The sequence below is a fragment of the Methylosinus sp. RM1 genome (assembly GCF_011378635.1).
In the GTDB taxonomy this organism is placed as follows: domain Bacteria; phylum Pseudomonadota; class Alphaproteobacteria; order Rhizobiales; family Beijerinckiaceae; genus Methylosinus; species Methylosinus sporium.
In genome coordinates this window covers 32,150-49,960 of record NZ_WOVC01000007.1, presented here as the reverse complement: position 1 = coordinate 49,960, position 17,811 = coordinate 32,150, and the positions used below count along the sequence as shown (strand labels likewise).

The following is a 17,811-nucleotide window of genomic DNA, read 5'->3' as shown; positions in this document are numbered from 1 at the left end:
ATCGAGATCGCATCCCGGCTAGCACAGAAAGAAGCGTTTTTGCGGAGCCCTGCGCGGCGATGCTCAGCCGCACCAGCCGCCGCCGCAGATCACCGAATGGACCGCCCCGGCGCCAATGGGCGCAGAGGCGACGGCGGCCTCGGCGTCGAAGAGCGAGAAAGCGGCGCCGATAATGATCGCGGCCAGGAGAGCGGCGAAGAGCTGGGCGAATTCGGTCATGGCGGCTTCTTTCGAGGACGGCCGCGACGGCCGCGGCGACTGCTGCGATATTTAGCGCCGGCAGCCGCCCGAAGAGGTGTGGATGCGCACAATCCGCGCCTCCCCCAGTCTCGCGCCGAGACATGCGTCGGGGCGAGATTGCAATGGGCTCGAACGTAGCTATCCTCACGCTGTCCGCGAAGCGGCGAGAGGAGGGAATGGTGCGCAGACCCGTGATTTTCGCGGCTTTTGTCGGCCAGCTTCTGACGGCGGCGGCGCCTTCGGCCGCGTCGGCGCAGGAAGCGGCGAATATCCGCTCCGCCTATGCCGGCAAGACCCGCATGACCTATAGCTCCGGGCATGGAACGCAGGTCGAATATGTGGCGCCCGACGGCCGCAGCTTCCTCTGGTATCCCGGCAATAGGACTGTGCTTCCCGGGCGCTGGAAGCTCGATATCGACGCCGACGATCCAGACGATATATCGCTCTGCCAGCTCTATCCGTCGTCGAGCTACAATCCGGTGACCCACACATACGGCGGATCATGGGAGTGCGAGGACGCGCGGCGCTCGCTGTCGCGCACGAAGGAGACGCTGAACGGCGATCCTTTCGGCCTCGCGCGCCGGCGGGAGCCGCCTTTCGTCCTCTCCCGCGAGCAGACGAGCTTCGCCGAGCTGTTGCGCCGCGCTGGAAAATAGCGGCGCAGGCGCGTCAAAAATGACTGTCCGGCTCCTCGCCCCCCTCTTCCTTCTGCTCGTGACGCATCATCAGCGGGATTTGCGCGAAGGCGAACAGCAAGGTCAGCGGCAATATGCCGAAGACCTTGAAATTCACCCAGACGTCTGTCGCCACGCTGCGCCGCACCAATTCATTGAGCAGGGCCAGAAAGAAGAAGAAGAACGCCCAGCGCCAGGTGAGCTTGCGCCAGCCGGCGTCGTCCAGTCGAAACGCGGATTCGAACACCGCCGGCAGCAAGAGCTTGTCGAACCACAGCGCGCCGAGCAGCGCCGAGCCGAACAGCGCATAGAGGATCGTCACCTTCAGCTTGATGAAATTCTCGTCCTGCAAGAAGAAGGTGAGCGAGCCGAAGACGAGCACGAAGATCGCCGTGACCATGGGCATGGTCGGCAGATGGCGGGTGATGGAATAGGAGACGGCGAGCGTCGCCAGCACGGCGACCATCAGCGCCGCCGTCGCCTGGAAGATGCCGAACTTCTGATTGACGATGAAGAACAGGACCAGCGGCCCCATCTCCAGCGCGAATTTCAATCCCGGGTGAAGGCGCCTCTTGGCGGGCGCTGCGGTCTCTTGGGTCATGCGTTTTGTTCGTCCGCTTCGGCGTCGGAGTCGAGCCCGGCGATGGCGCGGGCGAAATCGCGCGCGGTGAAGGGCTCGAGATCGTCCGAGCCTTCGCCGACGCCGATGAAGTGAATGGGCAGGCCGTATTTCTCGGCGATAGCCACGAGAATGCCGCCGCGCGCGGTGCCGTCGAGCTTGGTCATGACGAGGCCGGTGACGCCCGCGGTCCGCTCGAAGGCGTCGACCTGGGCGATGGCGTTCTGGCCGACGGTCGCGTCCAGCACCAGAAGGACGGCGTGCGGCGCATCCGGCTCGGCCTTTTTCATTACGCGCACGATCTTGGCGAGTTCGGCCATCAGCTCCGTGCGATTTTGCAGGCGGCCGGCCGTATCCATCAGCAGAATGTCGGAGCCGCGCTTGCGCGCGGATTTGATGGCGTCGAAGGCGAGGCCTGCGGCGTCGGCGCCCTCCGGCGCATAACATACGGGCGCGTCGAGCCTTTCGCCCCAGATGCGGAGCTGTTCCACAGCGGCGGCGCGGAAAGTGTCGCCGGCGGCGAGCATCACCTTCTTGCCCTCGCCGGTCCATTTGGCGGCGAGCTTGGCGATGGTCGTCGTCTTGCCGGAGCCATTGACGCCGACGACGAGCACGATGAACGGCTTTTTCGTCTCGTCGATCTCGAAGGGGCGCGCGACCGGCTCCAGCACGCTTTCCACTTCCTCGGCGAGAATGGCGCGCACCTCGTCCGGGCCGATGGTCTTCTCATAGCGCGCGGCGCCGACCTTGCCGGCGATGCGCTGCGCCGCGGCGACGCCGAGATCGGCGCGGATCAGCACATCCTCGAGCTCCTCGAGGGTCAGCGCGTCGAGCTTGCGCTTGCTGAAGAGATCGGAAATGCCCTGGACAATGGCCTGCGAGGAGCGCGAAAGGCCCCCGGTCAGCCGCTCCCACCAGGAGCGCTTTTTCGGACGATCTGCGCCGGCTTCTGCGGCGGGCGTTCCTCCACGGCCGAACAGCCGCGCGAAGAGTCCCTTTTTTTCTTCGGCTTCGCTCATGATCCCTCACGGTCGCGGCCGATTGCTACACCAGCCGGCCGCGAAGGGCCAGCGGCGCGTTTCGCCGCCGCAGGGTTGAATCGCGCCGCCCGCGGCTCGATATGACCGCTAGGGGGCTGGCTTGCTCGTGAGTCTCGCAAGTGACAGCCGGCGCAGCCTGGATCGATGTCGCCGAGAAGCGATCCGGGCAACTTTTCCTCGGAGACAGCGAAACCGCTGCGGCCATCGCCGCCGCCAATTGGGCGAGATCGCCGCTCGGCCCGCCGCTGACCTGGCCGAAGCGCTTGCGCATCGCGCTGGAAATCTGTCTCAACAGCGCCTTCCCCATCGCCATCTTCTGGGGAAGCGAGCTCTGCCTTCTCTATAATGACGCCTATCACAGCCTGCTGGCCGACAAGCATCCGCGCGCGCTCGGCCGGCCGGCGCGCGAGGTGTGGCCGGAAATCTGGGACGTGATCGGCCCCATGCTGCAGGGCGCGCTCGTCGACGGACTACCGACCCGCTCGGAAGATCTGCAGCTGCACATGATGCGCAACGGCCGCCGCGACGAGGGCTATTTCACCTTCTCCTACAGTCCGATCCACGACGACGACGGCGGCATGGGCGGCGTCTTCTGCCCGGTGGTGGAGACAACCGACCGGGTGATCGGCGAGCGCCGGCTGCGCACTTTGCGCGATCTCGCCGCGCTGAGCCGCGCCGAGGACGAGGGCGAGGCCTGCCGCCTCGCCGCCAGCGTGCTCGCCATGAATGGCTATGACCTGCCCTTCTCGGCCATTTATCGCTTCGACCACGACCGCGGCGAGGCGGAGCTGATGGCGGCGACAGGCGTGCGTCCTGGCGGGCGCGTCGCGCCGCTGCGCATCGGACTCGGCGATCCCGATCCTGTCCGCGGCGATATTTGGGGCCTCGCCGAGGTCGCGCGACTCACGCCCGGCCGCGTCGCCATTCGCGCGGTCGATGGGCGCTTCGGCGAGGAAACGCCCTACGGCCCCTGGTCCGCCGCTGCGGACGAGGCCGTGCTGTTTCCCATCGTGCTGCTCGGCCAGGACCGCGCCGCGGCGGCGCTGATCGCCGCCGTCAATCCGTTCAAGCGGCTCGACGCAGCCTATGCCTATTTCCTCGATCGCGTCGCCGCGAAAATCGCCTCCTCGATGACCGACGCCCGCGCCTATGCGGCCGAGCGGGAGCGCGCCGAGGAAATCCGCGTGCGCGAGCTGGCGCTGCAGCGAACCGAGGCCGAGCTGCGCGAGGCGCAGAGGCTCGGCCGCATCGGCAGCTGGCGCTGGAGCGGACGCCATGACGATCGCGGCGGCGCCTCGCCTTATATCGCGCGCATCTTCGGCCTCGACCCCGATGCGCCGCCGCCGAGCTTTGCAGAGCAGAAGGGCCTGCTCTACGCCCCCGCTGATTGGGAGCGGCTCGACGCCGCGACCAGCGAGACCTTGCGCACCGGCGAAGGCTTCGAGCTCGACCTGCCCGCGCATCGCGCCGACGGCGTCGCCATTCATGTCACCATTCGCGGCGAGGCGGTGCGCGACGAGCGCGACGCCATCGTCGGATTGCGCAGCACGATTCAGGACATCACCGAGCGCAAGCACGCGCAGGAGCGCGTCGAGCTGCTGCTGCGCGAGGTCACGCATCGCGCCAAGAATCTCCTCACCGTCGTGCGCGCCGTGGCGCGGCAGACCGCGCGGCGCGATTCTCCGCACGCCTTCGCGCAGCATTTCGACCAGCGCATAGCGGCGCTCGGCGCGAGCCATGATCTTCTGGTGCAGAACGAATGGCGCGGCGTCGAGCTGCGCGCGCTGACGCGTTCGCAGCTCGCGCATTTCCGCGATCTGTTCGGCTCGCGCATTCGCATCGAAGGGCCGGATACGGTGGTGAAGCCGGCGGCGAGCCAGGCGATCGGCATGGCGCTGCACGAGCTCGCCACCAACGCCGGCAAATATGGCGCGCTCTCCAACGACAAAGGCGTGGTCGGCATCGCCTTCGGCGTGAGCAGCGAGGGCGGCGCGCCGCATTTCGAGATGGAATGGCGCGAGAGCGGCGGGCCGACGGTCGTCGCGCCCAAGCGCCACGGCTTCGGCCATATGGTGATTCTGCAAATGGCCAAACATGCGCTCGGCGGCCGGGTGACGCTCGATTATGCGCCGAGCGGCGTCGTCTGGAAGGTGAGCGCGCCGCTCGACAATGTGATCGAGCCCGCGCAAGGAGAGGATTAGATGAGCGGCAACGAACCCATCCGCATTCTCGTCGTCGAAGACGAGCCGGCGATCGCGGCCGATCTCTGCTTCGTCGTCGAGGAGGTCGGTTATGAGATCGGCGGCACCGCGAGCTCGGTCGACGAAGCGTTGAAGCTGATCGAGCACGAGGAGATAGACGGCGTGATCCTCGACGCCAATCTGCGCGGCTCCAGCAGCGCCAGCGTCGCCGACGCGCTGCGCGCCAAAAAGCTGCCCTTCTTCGTTTTGTCGGGCTATCTGCAACGGCAATTGCCGGAGCCGCTCTGCGGCGCGCCCTTCCTCGCCAAGCCCTATGACCAGGACGAGCTGACCTCGCGCATATTGGCGCTGGCGCGGCAGTAGCGAAGCGTGATGAACGCCGACGCCGAGCGGCGCGAAAATGCGCGCGGCCCGGCGTCGCCCATCGTCAACGGTGGTGATGATGGTGGTGATGGTGGTGGTGGTGATGATGATGGTGGTGCCGATGGGGCCGCGGATGGGCCGAGGCGGCCAGCGGAGCCAGGGCGACGGCGAGGCCGAGAGCCAAAGTCGCGATCAACTTTTTGGTCATGATCTATCCTCTACATGCGAGGCGTCGGGGCGACGCGCTCGAACAATGCCGCGGCCAAGATGAATAAATGCCGAATGAGCCGCCGCGGCGCCCAACATAGCGGCGCCGAAGCCCGAAACCAAAGCTTGTCGTCATGCCGGCCCCCGGCCCAAAATACGCAGGCCGAGCCCCTATCGCGCGGATTTGCGAGCCTCTATGAATTGGCCGACGCTCTACGCCGCGCGCCCGAAGGACAAGTCGATGCCGATCTGGAAGCCAGATTTCGATCGCCAGAATAACGCCATTCTCACCCGCTTCGCGCGATCCACCGAAGCGACGAAGCCCTTCGCCGAAAGCTTCGACTATGACGGACTCTACCGCTGGAGCCTCGCGAGCGCGCCGCAATTCTGGTCGACGATCTGGGACTTCTGCGGCGTTATCGGCGAGAAGGGCGAGCGCATTCTCATCGACGCCGACAAAATGCCCGGCGCGCGCTGGTTTCCCGACGCCCGGCTGAATTTCGCCGAAAATCTGCTGCGCCCGCGCCCGGCCGAGACCGAGGCCATCGTCTTCCGGGGCGAGGACAAGGTCGAGCGCCGGCTCTCCTTCGGCGAGATCGTCGCTGAGGCCGGCGCGCTCGCCGCTTATTTCCGCGCGCAGGGCGTCGCGCCCGGCGACCGCATCGCCGCCTATATCCACAATGGGCCGGAGGCGATCATCGGCATGTTGGCGGCCGCATCGCTCGGCGCCGTCTGGTCCTCCTGCGCGCCGGAATTCGGCGTGCAGAGCGTGCTCGATCGCTTCGGCCAGATCGCGCCGCGCATTCTCATCGCGGTGGACGGCTATTTCTACAAGGGCAAGACGCTCGACCGCGCCGATAATATTCGCGAGATCGCCGGCAAGCTGCCGAGCGTGCAGAAGATCCTCGTCGTTCCCTATACGAGCGCGTCGCCGTCGCTCGACGGCCTCGTCGATGCGCAGCTCTGGCCGCAGGCGATCGCCGCGCATGAGGGCGCGGCGCTGCGCTATGAGCGCCTGCCTTTCGACCATCCGCTCTACATCATGTTCTCCTCCGGCACGACGGGCGCGCCCAAATGCATCGTGCATGGCGCCGGCGGCACGCTGCTGCAGCATTTGAAGGAGCATCGCCTGCAAAGCGACATCAAGCCGGGCGACCGCTTCTTCTATGCGACCTCCACCGGCTGGATGATGTGGAACTGGCTGGCGAGCGGCCTCGCCAGCGAGGCGACGCTGCTGCTCTATGACGGCTTCTTCAACGCCGGCGAGAATGGCGCGATCCTTCTCGACTTCGCCGCCGAGGAGAAGGCGACCTTCTTCGGCACCTCGGCCGGCTATCTGAAGCAGATCGAGAAGCAAGGGCTGAAGCCGCGCGAGAGCCATGATCTCTCCGCCGTGCGCAGCATCGCCTCCACCGGCTCGCCGCTGCTGCCCGACAGCTTCGATTATGTCTATCGCGACTTCAAGGAAGATGTGCAGCTCGCCTCGATCAGCGGCGGCACCGACATCGTCTCCTGCTTCGTCGGCGGCAATCCGTGGAGCCCGGTCTATCGCGGCGAGATTCAATGCGCGGGCCTCGGCATGGCCGTGCAAGTGTGGGACGAGGAGGGCAAGCGCGTCACCGGCCATGAGGGCGAGCTCGTCTGCACGCAGCCCTTCCCCTCCATGCCGATCTATTTCTGGAACGACGCCGACGGCGAGAAATATCGCAAGGCTTATTTCTCGGAACATCCGGACATCTGGCGCCATGGCGATTTCGCCACAGAGACGGAGCACAAGGGATTCCTCATCCATGGCCGCTCGGACGCGACGCTCAATCCGCAAGGCGTGCGCATCGGCACGGCGGATATCTACAATATCGTCGAGCGCCTGCCGGAGATTCTCGAATCGCTCGCCATCGATCAAGAGTGGGAAGGCACGACGCGCATCGTGCTGTTCGTGAAGACGCGCGAAAGCGCCGAGCTGGACGACGCGCTCGCCGCGCGGATCAAGCGCGAATTGTTCGAGAAGGCGTCGCCGCGCCATGTGCCGTCGGTCATCATCGCGGCGCCCGATCTGCCGCATACGCGCTCCGGCAAGCTCGTCGAGCTCGCGGTGAAGGAGATCGTGCATGGGCGGCCGGTGAAGAATATCGGCGCGCTCTCCAATCCCGAATCGCTCGACTTTTTCGCAAATCTTCCGCAGCTCGCGGACAAAGGCCGATAGGACCATGATGCAGACTTTGGGGCGCATCGTCATTCTGGTGAACGACTATGACGAGGCCGCCGATTTCTATCGGGAGAAGCTCGGCCTCGTCACGCTCTTCGACGCCGGCGAAGGCGCTCGGCGTTTCTTGCATCTCGGTTTCGGTCAGGGCGGCGTCTGGCTGCTTCTCGCCGACAGCGCCGAAGCGCGCGCGCGAGTCGGAAACCAGACCGGAGGTCAGCCCGTCGGGGTGGTCTATACCGACGACATTCATGGCGATTTCGCACGTCTTGCCGACAAGGGCGTGAAGGTCGCGGAAACGGTCCAGAGCGACGAAGGATCGTTCCATTTTCGTTTCCAAGACCTCTACGGCAACCAATGGGTGCTCGTGCAATTGAATGCTTCGGCGCGCTGATCGACGGCGCGCGAGCGTCGGATCGTCACGAAAGCGCGCTATCTATTCGCCTCGTTGCCTGACTATGTTCGATAGGGAGCCGCGAAGATGAAGATCGACGAGGTGCGCAAGACGGCATTTGCGATGCCGCTGACCAACCCCGCCTATCCGCGCGGACCCTATCGTTTCTATGATCGCGAATTCATCGTCATCGCCTATCGCACCGACATCGACGCGCTGCGCGCGGTCGTGCCGGAGCCGCTCGAGGTGGACGAGCCAATCGTCAAATATGAGTTCATCCGAATGCCGGATTCGACCGGCTTCGGCGACTATACCGAGAGCGGCCAAGTGATCCCGGTGCGTTTCGACGGGCTGAAGGGCGCTTATGTCCACGCCATGTATCTCGACGATGACGCGCCCATCGCCGGCGGCCGCGAGCTGTGGGGCTTTCCCAAAAAGCTGGCTTCGCCCAAGATCGAGCATGACGGCGACGTCATTCTCTGCACGCTGAAATATGGCCCGGCGCTCTGCGTCGAAGCGTCGATCGGCTACAAGCATCGCATATTGGAGACGGCGCCCGTCGCCGAGGCGCTCCAGCAGCCGAATTTTCTTTTGAAGATCATTCCCCATGTCGACGGCTCGCCGCGCGTCTTGGAGCTGGTGCGCTACCATATGACGGATGTCGTCGTGAAAGGCGCCTGGGCTTCGCCGGCGGCGCTCGCGCTGCATCCGCATGTCGCCTGCGACGTCGCCCGCCTTCCGGTGCGGGAAATCATCTCGGCGACGCATTTCACCGCCGATCTCACGCTCGCTCTCGGCGAGGTCGTGTTCGATTATCTGGATCAGAAATAGCGCCGCTCACGCATCCTTCCGCTTCGGCGCGCGCGCCAGCAGAATTTTGTACCGAATGTCGAAATAATCGGGGACCGCGCAGCGGACCGCTTTGTCGCCGCGCATGAGGATCGCCGGAATGAAGGCGGCGCCGAGGCCGGCCTCCACCTGCGCCAGCAGAGCTTCGGCCGAGGCGCTCTCGCAGACGGGCGGATCGCGCAGGCGAACGCCATGCGCGGCGAGCATGGCTCCGATGCGCGCCCCATAATGCGTGCCCGGCGCATAGACCATGAGGCGCCCGATCAGCATATCGTCCTCGAGCGCGGCGAGACGCGCGCCGCGACGCTGCGCGAGGATCAGCCGATCCTCGCCGATCGTCTCGAGCTCGAGCCCGGCGAGATGTTCGGCGTCGCCGAAATCGGGAATCATGGCGAGATCGGCGTGGCCGCGCTTGACCGCCTCTATGCAGCCGGAGACGGAGGCGACGACGACCGAGTAATTGCGCAATTCACGCTTCGTCAACCATGGCGACAGAAAGGTCGCGGCGAGCGTGTTGGTCGCATAGATGCGCAGCGCCTTTTCCAAATGGCTCGACACGGAGAGAACCGCGCGGCGCGCATCATAGATGTCGTCGCGCAGCCGATGCGCGCGCGAGAGGAACTCTTCGCCGGCGGGCGTCAAAGTCACCGGGCGCCGCTCGCGATCGAACAGCGACGCGCCGAGCCATTCCTCCAGCCGCTGCATTCGGCGGCTATAGGCGGATTGCGTCGTGCAGCGCGCCTGCGCCGCGCGCGTGAAATTGCGCGTCTGGCAGAGCGCCAGGAAATCGTCGATCCATTGCAGTTCCATGATGCGAGAAATGCATCGTCCTATCGCAAATGACAATTGGATCGAGCCGCAACGCCGCGCCATATGCGTCGCTGTGACGATTTCTCGGAGTTGAGCGAATGGATCCGCTGACGATATTCGAGAAGGACGATGGCGCGGGCTTCGCGCTTCTGCCGCGCTGCGTGCGGCTGCTGACCGCGCCGGCCGAGCCGCTCGCTTTCTGCGAATTCGAGGTGGTGAGCGGAAACGCGGCCTATCGGGCGGGCGAGCGCTTTTATCTGACACAGGCGAAAGCCCGCCGCGCCTATCCTGCGGCGCAGCTTCTGCCGGCGACGGCTGGGGACGCGCCCCGCGACAATTAGCGCCCGCGATAGCGCCCGGCGCAACTGGAAAGTCGCCATTCAAATTACAATTATCTTGGTCGATGAGACATTTTCACCGTCCCCGGCGCGCTCCATGACGAGCTTTCGCTTCACGCTGCAAGCCCAATTGGCGCTGTTCATCGGCGCTTTTCTGGCGATCGTCCTCGGCTTGGCGCTGCTCTCGACGCAGAGCCTGCGCGTCGTCGAGGGCAAGACCGAAGCGCTCGCGTCGAAATGGATCGACGGAACGCGCATTCTCGGCGAATTGACCGATCGTATTTCCGAATTCCGAATCGCGGAGACCTATCGCGTTCTGGCGGAAACGGACGAAGAGCGGATCACTGCGGAACAGCGCGCAGCCGAACATCGCGTCGTCATCGAAGAGCTGCGACACGACTATGAGCTGCTGTTCGACGCCGAGCGGCGCCTGGACCTCGCCGAATTTCGCGATGCGCTCGCCGCCTATTTCGCCGCCCATGACGCCTGGATCGCGCGGGAGCCGGACGTCGCGGCGATCCGGGCCGGCCATGGGGTGAACGCTCTGCACGGGCTCTACCGGGCGACGGATGAGGCTGCGGACGCCGCGATAGATCGGCTCGAGTGGTCGGCGCGCGCCGAGGCCGAAACGGCGGCGCGCGTCACCGAAGGCGCGCTGAAAACCACTCTGCTCGCATCGGCGCTGGCGGTCGCATTGGCGATCTGGCTGCTCTTTCGCGCCCGGGACCGGATCACGCGGCCGCTCGCCGCGATCACCGCCGCGCTCGCCGAGCTCGCGGCCGGCAACCGCTATGTCGAGGTTCCCGAGATGGAGCGCGACGACGAGATCGGCGCTATGGCGAAAGCTCTCGACGTCTTCCGCGCCAATGCGCAGGCGCTGGAGCGCGCGCATGAGGCGACGCGCGCGGCGCAGGAACATGCGCAGATTCTCGCGCGTCAGGATTCGCTCACCGGCCTCCCCAATCGGCGTATGCTGGTCGCCGATCTGCACGCGGCGATCGAGCGTGTCGAGGACGGCGCCGCCGCCTGCGCTCTACTGATCGTCGACCTCGACCGTTTCAAGCCGATCAATGATCTCGAAGGGCATCGCTTCGGCGACGCCGTGCTCTGCGAAGTGGCGCGCCGCTTGCGCGAGGTCTCGCGCAAGAGCGATATCGTCGCACGCCTCGGCGGCGACGAATTCGCGATTTTGATCGAGATGACTCCCGGCGCCCATATGGATCAGGCGACCAGCGTCGCCGGCCGGGCGCTCGCCGCCATCGCCGAGCCGATCGAGATCGGCGATCGGCGCGTCGAGCTCAGCGCCAGCGTCGGCGTGTCGCTCTGCCCCGAGGATGGTCTCGACGTCAGCACACTGCTGCGCGCGGCGGATATAGCGATGTATCACGCCAAGCGCGACGGCCGCGGCTTGTTCCGCTTCTTCGAGCAGAGCATGGACGAAGAGCTGCGTCGACGCGCCGAGCTCGAATCTGCGTTGAAAAAGGCCGTGGCCGTTGGCGACATTCGCCCCTTCTATCAGCCGCTCGTCGATCTGCGCGACAATCGCATCTATGGCTTCGAAGTGCTGTCGCGCTGGACGCATGAGAAGCTCGGCGCCATTCCGCCGGACGTCTTCATTCCACTCGCGGAACAGATCGGCGTCATCGCCGATCTCACCTGGTCGGTGGTGCGACGCGCCTGTCGCGAGACGCTGCAATGGGGCGCGCAAGTGCGCCTGTCCGTCAATGTGTCGCCGATGCAGCTCAAGGATCCGCTGCTCGCCTCACGCCTGCTGTCGACGCTGGAGGAGGAGAAATTCCCGCCCGCGCGTCTCGACGTCGAGATCACGGAGAGCGCGCTCGTCGACGATGTCGACACCGCCCGCGCGACGCTCGCGGCGTTGCAGGCCGAAGGCGTGTGCATTTCACTCGACGATTTCGGCGCGGGCTATTCGAGCCTCTATCATTTGCGCGCCTTCCATTTCGACAAGGTGAAAATCGACCGCTCCTTCGTGCTCGCCATGCAGCACGATGAGGAGAGCGGCAGAATCGTCGACGCCATTTTGAGCCTGCTGAAGCATCTCGGCGTGACGACGGTCGCCGAAGGGATCGAGACGGCGCAGGCGCTGCGTCGGCTCGCCGAAAATGGCTGCGAGATCGGCCAGGGCTTTTATTTCGGCAAGGCGATGCCCATCGCCGAAGCCTCCAAGCTGCTGCGCCGCCGACGCGCCGATCGCCGCGTGGCCTAGAGTCTTGCCGGGTTTCATTGAAACAAAGCCACGCGGCCTGTTCGTCCGACATCAGGGAATGACGCCCGTCGCCATGCGGCCGAGATCGCCGACCGCGCCGGTGACGGAATCGACCGCGCGCTGCATGAAGCCCGGCTGCTCGGCGGGAGCGGGCGGCGGCGGCGGCGCGGCCGGAGCCACGGCGACAGGAGCGGGCGGCGGCGCGACAGGAGCGGCGGCCGTCGGCGCCGGAACGGGCTTGGGCTTGGCCGGCTTCGCCTGCTGCGCCGTCGGCTTGGCGGGCGCGGTCTGGGCGGGCGCCACCGGCTTGACCGGCTGCGGCTTCTCGGCGGCGGTCGTCGTCTTGGGCTTGGCGGCGTGCGGCGCCTTGGCCGCGGGCGGAGGCGCGGCGACGACCGGCTCGGGCGCCGGGGCGATCTCGACCGGCGGAGGCGCGGCGGCGACGGGTTCGGCCGGCGGCGCCTTGGGCGTCGGAATAATGCGGATGGGCGCGGCCGTGGGCGTGGTCAACGGCGCGGCCTCGGCGTCGGGCGGACTCAACGCGCCCGCCGGCAGCGGGGATGGCGTTTCGACGGCGACAGGAGCCTCCTTGGCGACAGCGGCGGGCGCTTCGCCTTCGGGCGCGGCGGCGGCGACCGGCTCCTCGGCGGCAGGGGCGGACTCGGCGGCCATTGCGTCACGGCCGACGGCCTCCGCATTCTCCGCGGCTGCGGCGTTGGCGGCGGGATCGATGGTCTCGCGCTGCAGCGCCGAGGCGACGGGCTCCTCCTCCTCGGCAGGCAGGAACATGGTCGCCATGGCGCCTGCGCCGACGGCCAGAACGACCACGGCCGCGACGATCAGCCATCCGCGCCCACGCCGGCGGCGAGGCTCGACGCGCGCGGACCGCGATTCGTCCGGCTTCGGCTTGCGCCGCGCGCGCAGCTGCCGGTCGACCTCGCTCGGCGCGCGCACGGCCTCGGCGGCCCGCCGCGGCTCGGCGAAGGCTTCGCGCTGCGCGTCGCCATGGGCCGGCCGGGCGAGAGACTCGTCGCTTTCCTGCGGCGGGTCGGCGTGACGCAACAGCTCCTTGAACTCCTCGAACTCGGCGATGAGCTTCTTGTCGGCGGGGGCGTTCATCTTCCAGTCCTCCGATTGCGTCGGCGCGCCGGCCGAAACTCCGACGCCCGCCGCCATCATTCGCGATTTTCGCCGATCCCGGCCTCCGCGAATATTCGCGAAACACCTCTGTCGGCGGGCCATTTCTCGGGCGGCCTCCGCCACTCTCTGCAGCAATAGAGAGAAATGTGGCCGATCTTTGCTGCGGCGCCTTCCCTTTGGAGCCTCATCCGATCCAATCGGATCAGAAAGCGCCGCGCGCCCGGCTCGCTCAGACCAGCTGCTCCTTCAATTGCAGCGTTCCCGCGACGCCGATCGCGTCATAATGCTCGTCGAGAAAAGCCTTGCCCGCCTCGTGGCCGATGTCGAACAGAGAGCGCAGGAAACCATAATCGGCGTCGAGCTTGGTGTCCGCGCCGAAGCGCTGCATCGCCGCGCCGCCTTCGACGAGATGCAGCAGCACCTTCTTATAATGCGTGCCTTTCAACCGTCCGGCGTCGATGAGGCGCGCGACGAAGTCGATGGCGCGAAACTCGTGCAGGAGGGAGGCGTTGAAGGTGATCTCGTTCAGCCGATCCATTATGTCCTGCGCGGTGCGCGGGATTTCGTCGCGCTCGACGGGATTGATCTGCACCAGAATAATGTCGCGGCAATCGGTCTCGGTATAGAGCGGGAACAGCGCCGGATTGCCCATATAGCCGCCGTCCCAATAGGCCTCGCCCTCGACCTCGACGGCCTGGAACAGAGTCGGCAGGCAGGCGGAAGCCATCAGCATGTCGATCGTCATCTCCGGCCGGCGGAAGATGCGCACCTTGCCGGTGCGCACATTGGTGGCCGAGACGAACAGCTTCAGATCATCGGTGGCGCGCAGCGCCCGAAAGTCGATGAGGCTGTCGATGAGATCGCGCAGCGGGTTGATGTCGAGCGGATTGAACTCATAGGGCGAGAAATAACTGGCCGCATTATGGGTGAAGGATTTGCGTAGCTTCAACGGGTCCCAGAAGCCGAACACCATGTCGCAGAGATCGCGCTGCGCCTTGCTGAGATCGCCGTCGACGCTCACCGTGCGCCAGAACTCCTGAAGTTGCGCACGGGCGCGCGCCGGGCCGCCCTCGCGCAATCCATCCGCATAGACGACAGCGTTCATCGCGCCGGCGCTGGCGCCGCTGACGCCGACGACATCGAGCCGCCCATCCTCGAGAAAAGCGTCGAGCACGCCCCAGGTGAAGGCGCCGTGTGCGCCCCCGCCCTGCAAGGCCAGAGTGACCTTCTTCTTTTGGTCCGTCATCCCGCGGTCCAGCCGCCGTCGATGGAAATATTCGAGCCGGTGATCTGCGCCGCGGCGTCCGAGCACAGGAACAGGACCAGCGCTGCGATCTGATCGACGGTCACGAATTCCTTGGTCGGCTGCGCCTGCAGCAGCACGTCGTCGATGACCTGCTCGCGGGTGAGATTGCGGGCCTTCATCGTGTCGGGAATCTGCTTCTCGACCAGCGGCGTCCACACATAGCCGGGCGAGATGCAATTCGCCGTGACGCCGAAAGTGGCGAGCTCCAGCGCCACCACCTTGTTGAGCCCGGCTATGCCGTGCTTGGCGGCGACATAGGCGGCCTTGAAGGGCGAGGCGACCAGCGAATGGGCCGAGGCGGTGTTGACGATGCGGCCCCAGCGCCGCTTCTTCATGCCCGGAGTCGCCGCGCGAATGGTGTGAAAGGCCGAGGAGAGATCGATCGCAATGATCTGATTCCATTTTTCGATCGGGAAATCCTCGATCGGCGAGACGAATTGGATCCCGGCATTGTTGACGAGAATGTCGACCGAGCCGAGCTTCGCCTCGGCATTGTGGATCATGGCCTCGATTTCTTCCGGCCTAGTCATGTCGGCGCCGTCGTAAATGGCGGTGACGCCGAACTCGGTCTCTATGGCGGCGCGCTCCTTCTCGATTTCGGCGGCGTCGCCGAAACCGTTGAGGACAACATTGGCTCCCTCCTTGGCGAGAGCGCGGACGACGGCGAGCCCGATGCCGCTGGTCGAGCCGGTGACGACGGCGTTGCGTTTGGCGAGAGACATTCGCGCTCCTCTGATGCTGGAGGATGAGCGCCAGCGGCTCATCCTGTCGAATGGCAATCTAGCGTATCTCGACCGCGTGAAAATAACGACGGGATATTCCGCGTCGCTCGGCTCCGCGGCGAAGGAGCCTAGTCGTTCATCATGACAAAACCCACGCCATGCGCCGACATGAATAACGCGAGCATCGACACGGAAACGCGAATGTCGACATCGAATTTCCGATAGAGCGACACGGCGACGATCGCGGCGGGCAAGATCGCGTTGCCGACGCCACATGCCAAATATGTCGGCATATCCGCGTAGCATACTCCCCATTCGACACGACGCCGATCTGCGATCGATCGCTCGATCTCTCGGTAGTCATAAACCTCGCCGATAATGAGCGAGAGGAGATATACGGCCATCAGCATGAATATTGTGGCGCACACATATTTATTCATGAAGTTCGCCTTTCGAGGAGTCACGCTGGCGTTTCCAGCCGAAGTGGGACACCGGTTCGGTTGGAAACGCGTGAATGACTCCAGGCGTGCGCAAATTTCGCTACTGGCTCGCCCAGAGGATGCGGGCGATCCAGCTCACCTCCTCCTTGGGCAGCACGCGGTCGGGATAAGCGGGATTGAAGGATTTCAACTCCACCGTGCGCGCCGTCTGGCGCTTCAGCTCCTTGGCGAGAACCTCGCCGGCGGTGGTTTTCACGACCACCCGGTCGCCGCGCCGCACCGGGGCGGCCGGCGAGACGATCACGATGTCGCCGTCGCGATAGAGCGGGGCCATGGAGTCGCCGGAAATCTCGAGCGCGTAAGAGTGCTCGTCGGCGTCGGCGAAGACGTCGATCTCGTCCCAGCCCGTGCCGGTGGCGAAGCCGGCGTCGTCGAAAAAGCCGCCGACCCCGGCCTGGGCGAGGCCGATGAGCGGACGTCCGCCGCGCGGCGGCCGCTGCCCCTTGGCCATGACCAGGGTCATGAAATCATCGAGGCTCGCCCCCGTCGCCTGCAGAACCTTGGCGATCGATTCGGTCGAGGGCCAGCGCAGCCGCCCATCGGCGGTCTGCCGCTTGGAACGGTTGAACGTGGTCGGATCCAGCCCGGCCTTGCGGGCGAGGCCGGACGCGGTGAGCCCATAGCGCTCGCCGAGCGCGTCCAGCGCCGCCCAGATTTGCGAATGCGTCAGGATATCAGCCATTGGCGGACCTCATTCCTAGCGCTAGGAATAGAACAGTCGCCTCCGCTTCGCAATTCGAGATTTGCCCGCCGCCCGAATTGCGGGCGCGCCCCGCCATTGGTCTTTTTTTGGACCGAAAACGGCGTATTTTCAGCAAATTCCGAAAATCGGCCCAGGAGGCTCCATTGACCATGTCGGCCGGGCCGCCTATCTTCGACCGATCGTGACCCAGCAGAATGAAAAATCCTGGCAGTATGGACAGACGGCGGCGACGATGCTCGTCGCCTATCTGCTCGTCCTGCAGGGTCTCGCCGCGGGGATCGTCGTCGGCGCGCGCGCTGGACAGACCGTCCTCGGCAGCACGATCTGCGTCACCGCTAGACCGGCCTCTGTCGACGACGGCTCGCAAGGGCCGCGCGCCCCCGCCCATGGCATGGACGCCTGCTGCGTCCAGCATTGCACGGGGCTCGATGGCGGAGTCCTCGGCGGATTCGCCGAGCTCGACGCGCCGCCTTCGCCGAAGGCGAGCGTTCTCCAGCCGCTGCATGAATCCGGCGGCCATAAACGTCTCGCGCAACTTCCCGTCGGAGCGCGCGCTCCGCCCGTCCTCGTCGTCTGACCGCAGCCCGAAGGCTGCGCCGCTGGCGCGCTTTTCCGCTCCGTCCCGGCGGAGGAAAGGCGCATCTCCCAGAAGACAAAGCGAATTCGCAAATCGATTCCGCAAGCAGCAGCGCTCGGGGATCGATTCGAAAATCGCCCGAGAGGCCGAGTCGAGACAATGGATTATGATATTCCCCCCCGAGAAGGGCGGCGTTCCGCGCGAAGCGCGGCTGCGCCGGCTCGCGATCAGTCGATCATGCCGACGCGCCGGCGCGTCGAGGTGCTGGAGACCTATTTCGGGGCCGACGGCCGTCCGGTGAAGCGCAAGAGCATTGGCGCGGCGCGCGTCGCCCGTCACTATGACGAGCGCGGCAACAAGGTCGAAGAGGCCTATTTCAACGCCGACGGCAAGCCGACCCTGCGCAAGGGCCTCGGCGTCGCCAAAATCGCTTGGCGCTATGACGAGAGGGGTCGGCAGATCGACGCCTCCTTCTTCGACGCAGCCGGCGAGCCGGTCCAGAAAGGCGCCGCAGCCCGCGTCCGGGCGCTCGCCGACGCCTGACAGCCCCTTTTGCGACGCCGGGCGGCCGCGAGCCGCCCGGGCTCTCAGAGCGCTATCTGATCGAATCGGATAGCGCTCTCGCTTTTTTCGAGGACGATTTCCAATTTCCGATCGCGGAGACGGAGAGCCATAGAGCGAGCGTTGACAGCCGCAAC

At 65.7% G+C, this 17,811-nt stretch carries 20 protein-coding genes; 10 read left to right on the top strand and 10 right to left on the bottom strand.

Going from position 1 to position 17,811, the window contains the following annotated elements; translation table 11 throughout:
• Positions 1–63 precede the first annotated feature (63 nt).
• Positions 64–219, bottom strand: coding sequence for a hypothetical protein (locus FMZ75_RS06555; RefSeq protein WP_166141776.1), 156 nt, complete (start codon positions 217–219; stop codon positions 64–66).
• A gap of 197 nt (positions 220–416) precedes the next feature.
• Here FMZ75_RS06555 and FMZ75_RS06550 point away from each other — a divergent pair, with 197 nt between their 5' ends.
• Positions 417–896, top strand: coding sequence for a hypothetical protein (locus FMZ75_RS06550; protein WP_166141775.1), 480 nt, complete (start codon positions 417–419; stop codon positions 894–896).
• Positions 897–909: 13 nt separating this feature from the next.
• Here the strand turns inward: FMZ75_RS06550 and FMZ75_RS06545 are convergent, their stop codons facing one another.
• Both FMZ75_RS06545 and ftsY read right to left on the bottom strand, forming a co-directional pair.
• Positions 910–1,515, bottom strand: coding sequence for a septation protein A (locus tag FMZ75_RS06545; RefSeq protein ID WP_142862210.1), 606 nt, complete (start codon positions 1,513–1,515; stop codon positions 910–912).
• Positions 1,512–2,552: a signal recognition particle-docking protein FtsY gene (gene ftsY, locus FMZ75_RS06540; protein WP_166141774.1), complete on the bottom strand. Its 1,041-nt coding sequence runs from the start codon at positions 2,550–2,552 to the stop codon at positions 1,512–1,514. The genes FMZ75_RS06545 and ftsY overlap by 4 nt, the downstream gene beginning before the upstream one ends.
• Before the next feature lie 140 nt (positions 2,553–2,692).
• On the opposite strand from ftsY, the gene FMZ75_RS06535 reads away from it, so the two are divergent.
• Both FMZ75_RS06535 and FMZ75_RS06530 read left to right on the top strand, forming a co-directional pair.
• On the top strand, positions 2,693–4,774 hold the full coding sequence (locus FMZ75_RS06535; RefSeq protein WP_166141773.1) for an HWE histidine kinase domain-containing protein: 2,082 nt from the start codon (positions 2,693–2,695) through the stop codon (positions 4,772–4,774).
• On the top strand, positions 4,775–5,137 hold the full coding sequence (locus tag FMZ75_RS06530; protein WP_142862207.1) for a response regulator: 363 nt from the start codon (positions 4,775–4,777) through the stop codon (positions 5,135–5,137).
• A 64-nt stretch (positions 5,138–5,201) separates the two neighbouring features.
• On the opposite strand, the gene FMZ75_RS06525 is transcribed toward FMZ75_RS06530, so the two are convergent.
• Entirely contained in the window at positions 5,202–5,345 is a 144-nt protein-coding gene (locus tag FMZ75_RS06525) for a hypothetical protein (RefSeq protein WP_166141772.1), read from the bottom strand.
• A gap of 195 nt (positions 5,346–5,540) precedes the next feature.
• On the opposite strand from FMZ75_RS06525, the gene FMZ75_RS06520 reads away from it, so the two are divergent.
• The 3 genes from FMZ75_RS06520 to FMZ75_RS06510 all read left to right on the top strand — a co-directional run bounded on the left by FMZ75_RS06520 (position 5,541) and on the right by FMZ75_RS06510 (position 8,772).
• Positions 5,541–7,547, top strand: a complete 2,007-nt coding sequence (locus tag FMZ75_RS06520) for an acetoacetate--CoA ligase (protein ID WP_246728816.1) — start codon at positions 5,541–5,543, stop codon at positions 7,545–7,547.
• 4 nt (positions 7,548–7,551) lie between these two features.
• Entirely contained in the window at positions 7,552–7,941 is a 390-nt protein-coding gene (locus tag FMZ75_RS06515; RefSeq protein ID WP_207783320.1) for a VOC family protein, read from the top strand.
• Positions 7,942–8,028: 87 nt separating this feature from the next.
• On the top strand, positions 8,029–8,772 hold the full coding sequence (locus FMZ75_RS06510) for an acetoacetate decarboxylase (RefSeq protein ID WP_166141771.1): 744 nt from the start codon (positions 8,029–8,031) through the stop codon (positions 8,770–8,772).
• 6 nt (positions 8,773–8,778) lie between these two features.
• Here FMZ75_RS06510 and FMZ75_RS06505 read toward each other — a convergent pair whose 3' ends face one another.
• Positions 8,779–9,600, bottom strand: a complete 822-nt coding sequence (locus tag FMZ75_RS06505; protein WP_142862204.1) for a LysR family transcriptional regulator — start codon at positions 9,598–9,600, stop codon at positions 8,779–8,781.
• Between the two features lie 98 nt (positions 9,601–9,698).
• Between FMZ75_RS06505 and FMZ75_RS06500 the strand changes: the two genes are divergently transcribed.
• The gene (locus FMZ75_RS06500) at positions 9,699–9,941 is read left to right on the top strand and encodes a hypothetical protein (RefSeq protein WP_142862203.1); all 243 of its coding nucleotides are present in this window, start codon (positions 9,699–9,701) and stop codon (positions 9,939–9,941) included.
• Positions 9,942–10,035: 94 nt separating this feature from the next.
• On the top strand, positions 10,036–12,165 hold the full coding sequence (locus FMZ75_RS06495) for a bifunctional diguanylate cyclase/phosphodiesterase (RefSeq protein ID WP_142862202.1): 2,130 nt from the start codon (positions 10,036–10,038) through the stop codon (positions 12,163–12,165).
• Positions 12,166–12,216: 51 nt separating this feature from the next.
• On the opposite strand, the gene FMZ75_RS06490 is transcribed toward FMZ75_RS06495, so the two are convergent.
• From FMZ75_RS06490 to FMZ75_RS06470, 5 genes are all read right to left on the bottom strand, one after another.
• Positions 12,217–13,344: a hypothetical protein gene (locus tag FMZ75_RS06490; RefSeq protein ID WP_166141770.1), complete on the bottom strand. Its 1,128-nt coding sequence runs from the start codon at positions 13,342–13,344 to the stop codon at positions 12,217–12,219.
• A gap of 190 nt (positions 13,345–13,534) precedes the next feature.
• On the bottom strand, positions 13,535–14,551 hold the full coding sequence (locus FMZ75_RS06485) for a patatin-like phospholipase family protein (protein WP_108916659.1): 1,017 nt from the start codon (positions 14,549–14,551) through the stop codon (positions 13,535–13,537).
• On the bottom strand, positions 14,548–15,333 hold the full coding sequence (locus FMZ75_RS06480) for a 3-hydroxybutyrate dehydrogenase (protein ID WP_166141769.1): 786 nt from the start codon (positions 15,331–15,333) through the stop codon (positions 14,548–14,550). Before FMZ75_RS06480 ends, FMZ75_RS06485 begins: the two co-directional genes overlap by 4 nt.
• A 128-nt stretch (positions 15,334–15,461) precedes the next feature.
• Positions 15,462–15,773, bottom strand: coding sequence for a hypothetical protein (locus FMZ75_RS06475; RefSeq protein WP_166141768.1), 312 nt, complete (start codon positions 15,771–15,773; stop codon positions 15,462–15,464).
• A gap of 100 nt (positions 15,774–15,873) precedes the next feature.
• Positions 15,874–16,515, bottom strand: a complete 642-nt coding sequence (locus tag FMZ75_RS06470; RefSeq protein ID WP_166141767.1) for a helix-turn-helix transcriptional regulator — start codon at positions 16,513–16,515, stop codon at positions 15,874–15,876.
• A 202-nt stretch (positions 16,516–16,717) separates the two neighbouring features.
• On the opposite strand from FMZ75_RS06470, the gene FMZ75_RS06465 reads away from it, so the two are divergent.
• Together FMZ75_RS06465 and FMZ75_RS06460 are read left to right on the top strand one after the other, a co-directional pair.
• Positions 16,718–17,113, top strand: coding sequence for a DUF2946 family protein (locus tag FMZ75_RS06465; protein ID WP_166141766.1), 396 nt, complete (start codon positions 16,718–16,720; stop codon positions 17,111–17,113).
• A 237-nt stretch (positions 17,114–17,350) separates the two neighbouring features.
• Positions 17,351–17,656, top strand: a complete 306-nt coding sequence (locus FMZ75_RS06460) for a hypothetical protein (protein WP_246659714.1) — start codon at positions 17,351–17,353, stop codon at positions 17,654–17,656.
• The last annotated feature ends 155 nt before the right edge of the window (positions 17,657–17,811 follow it).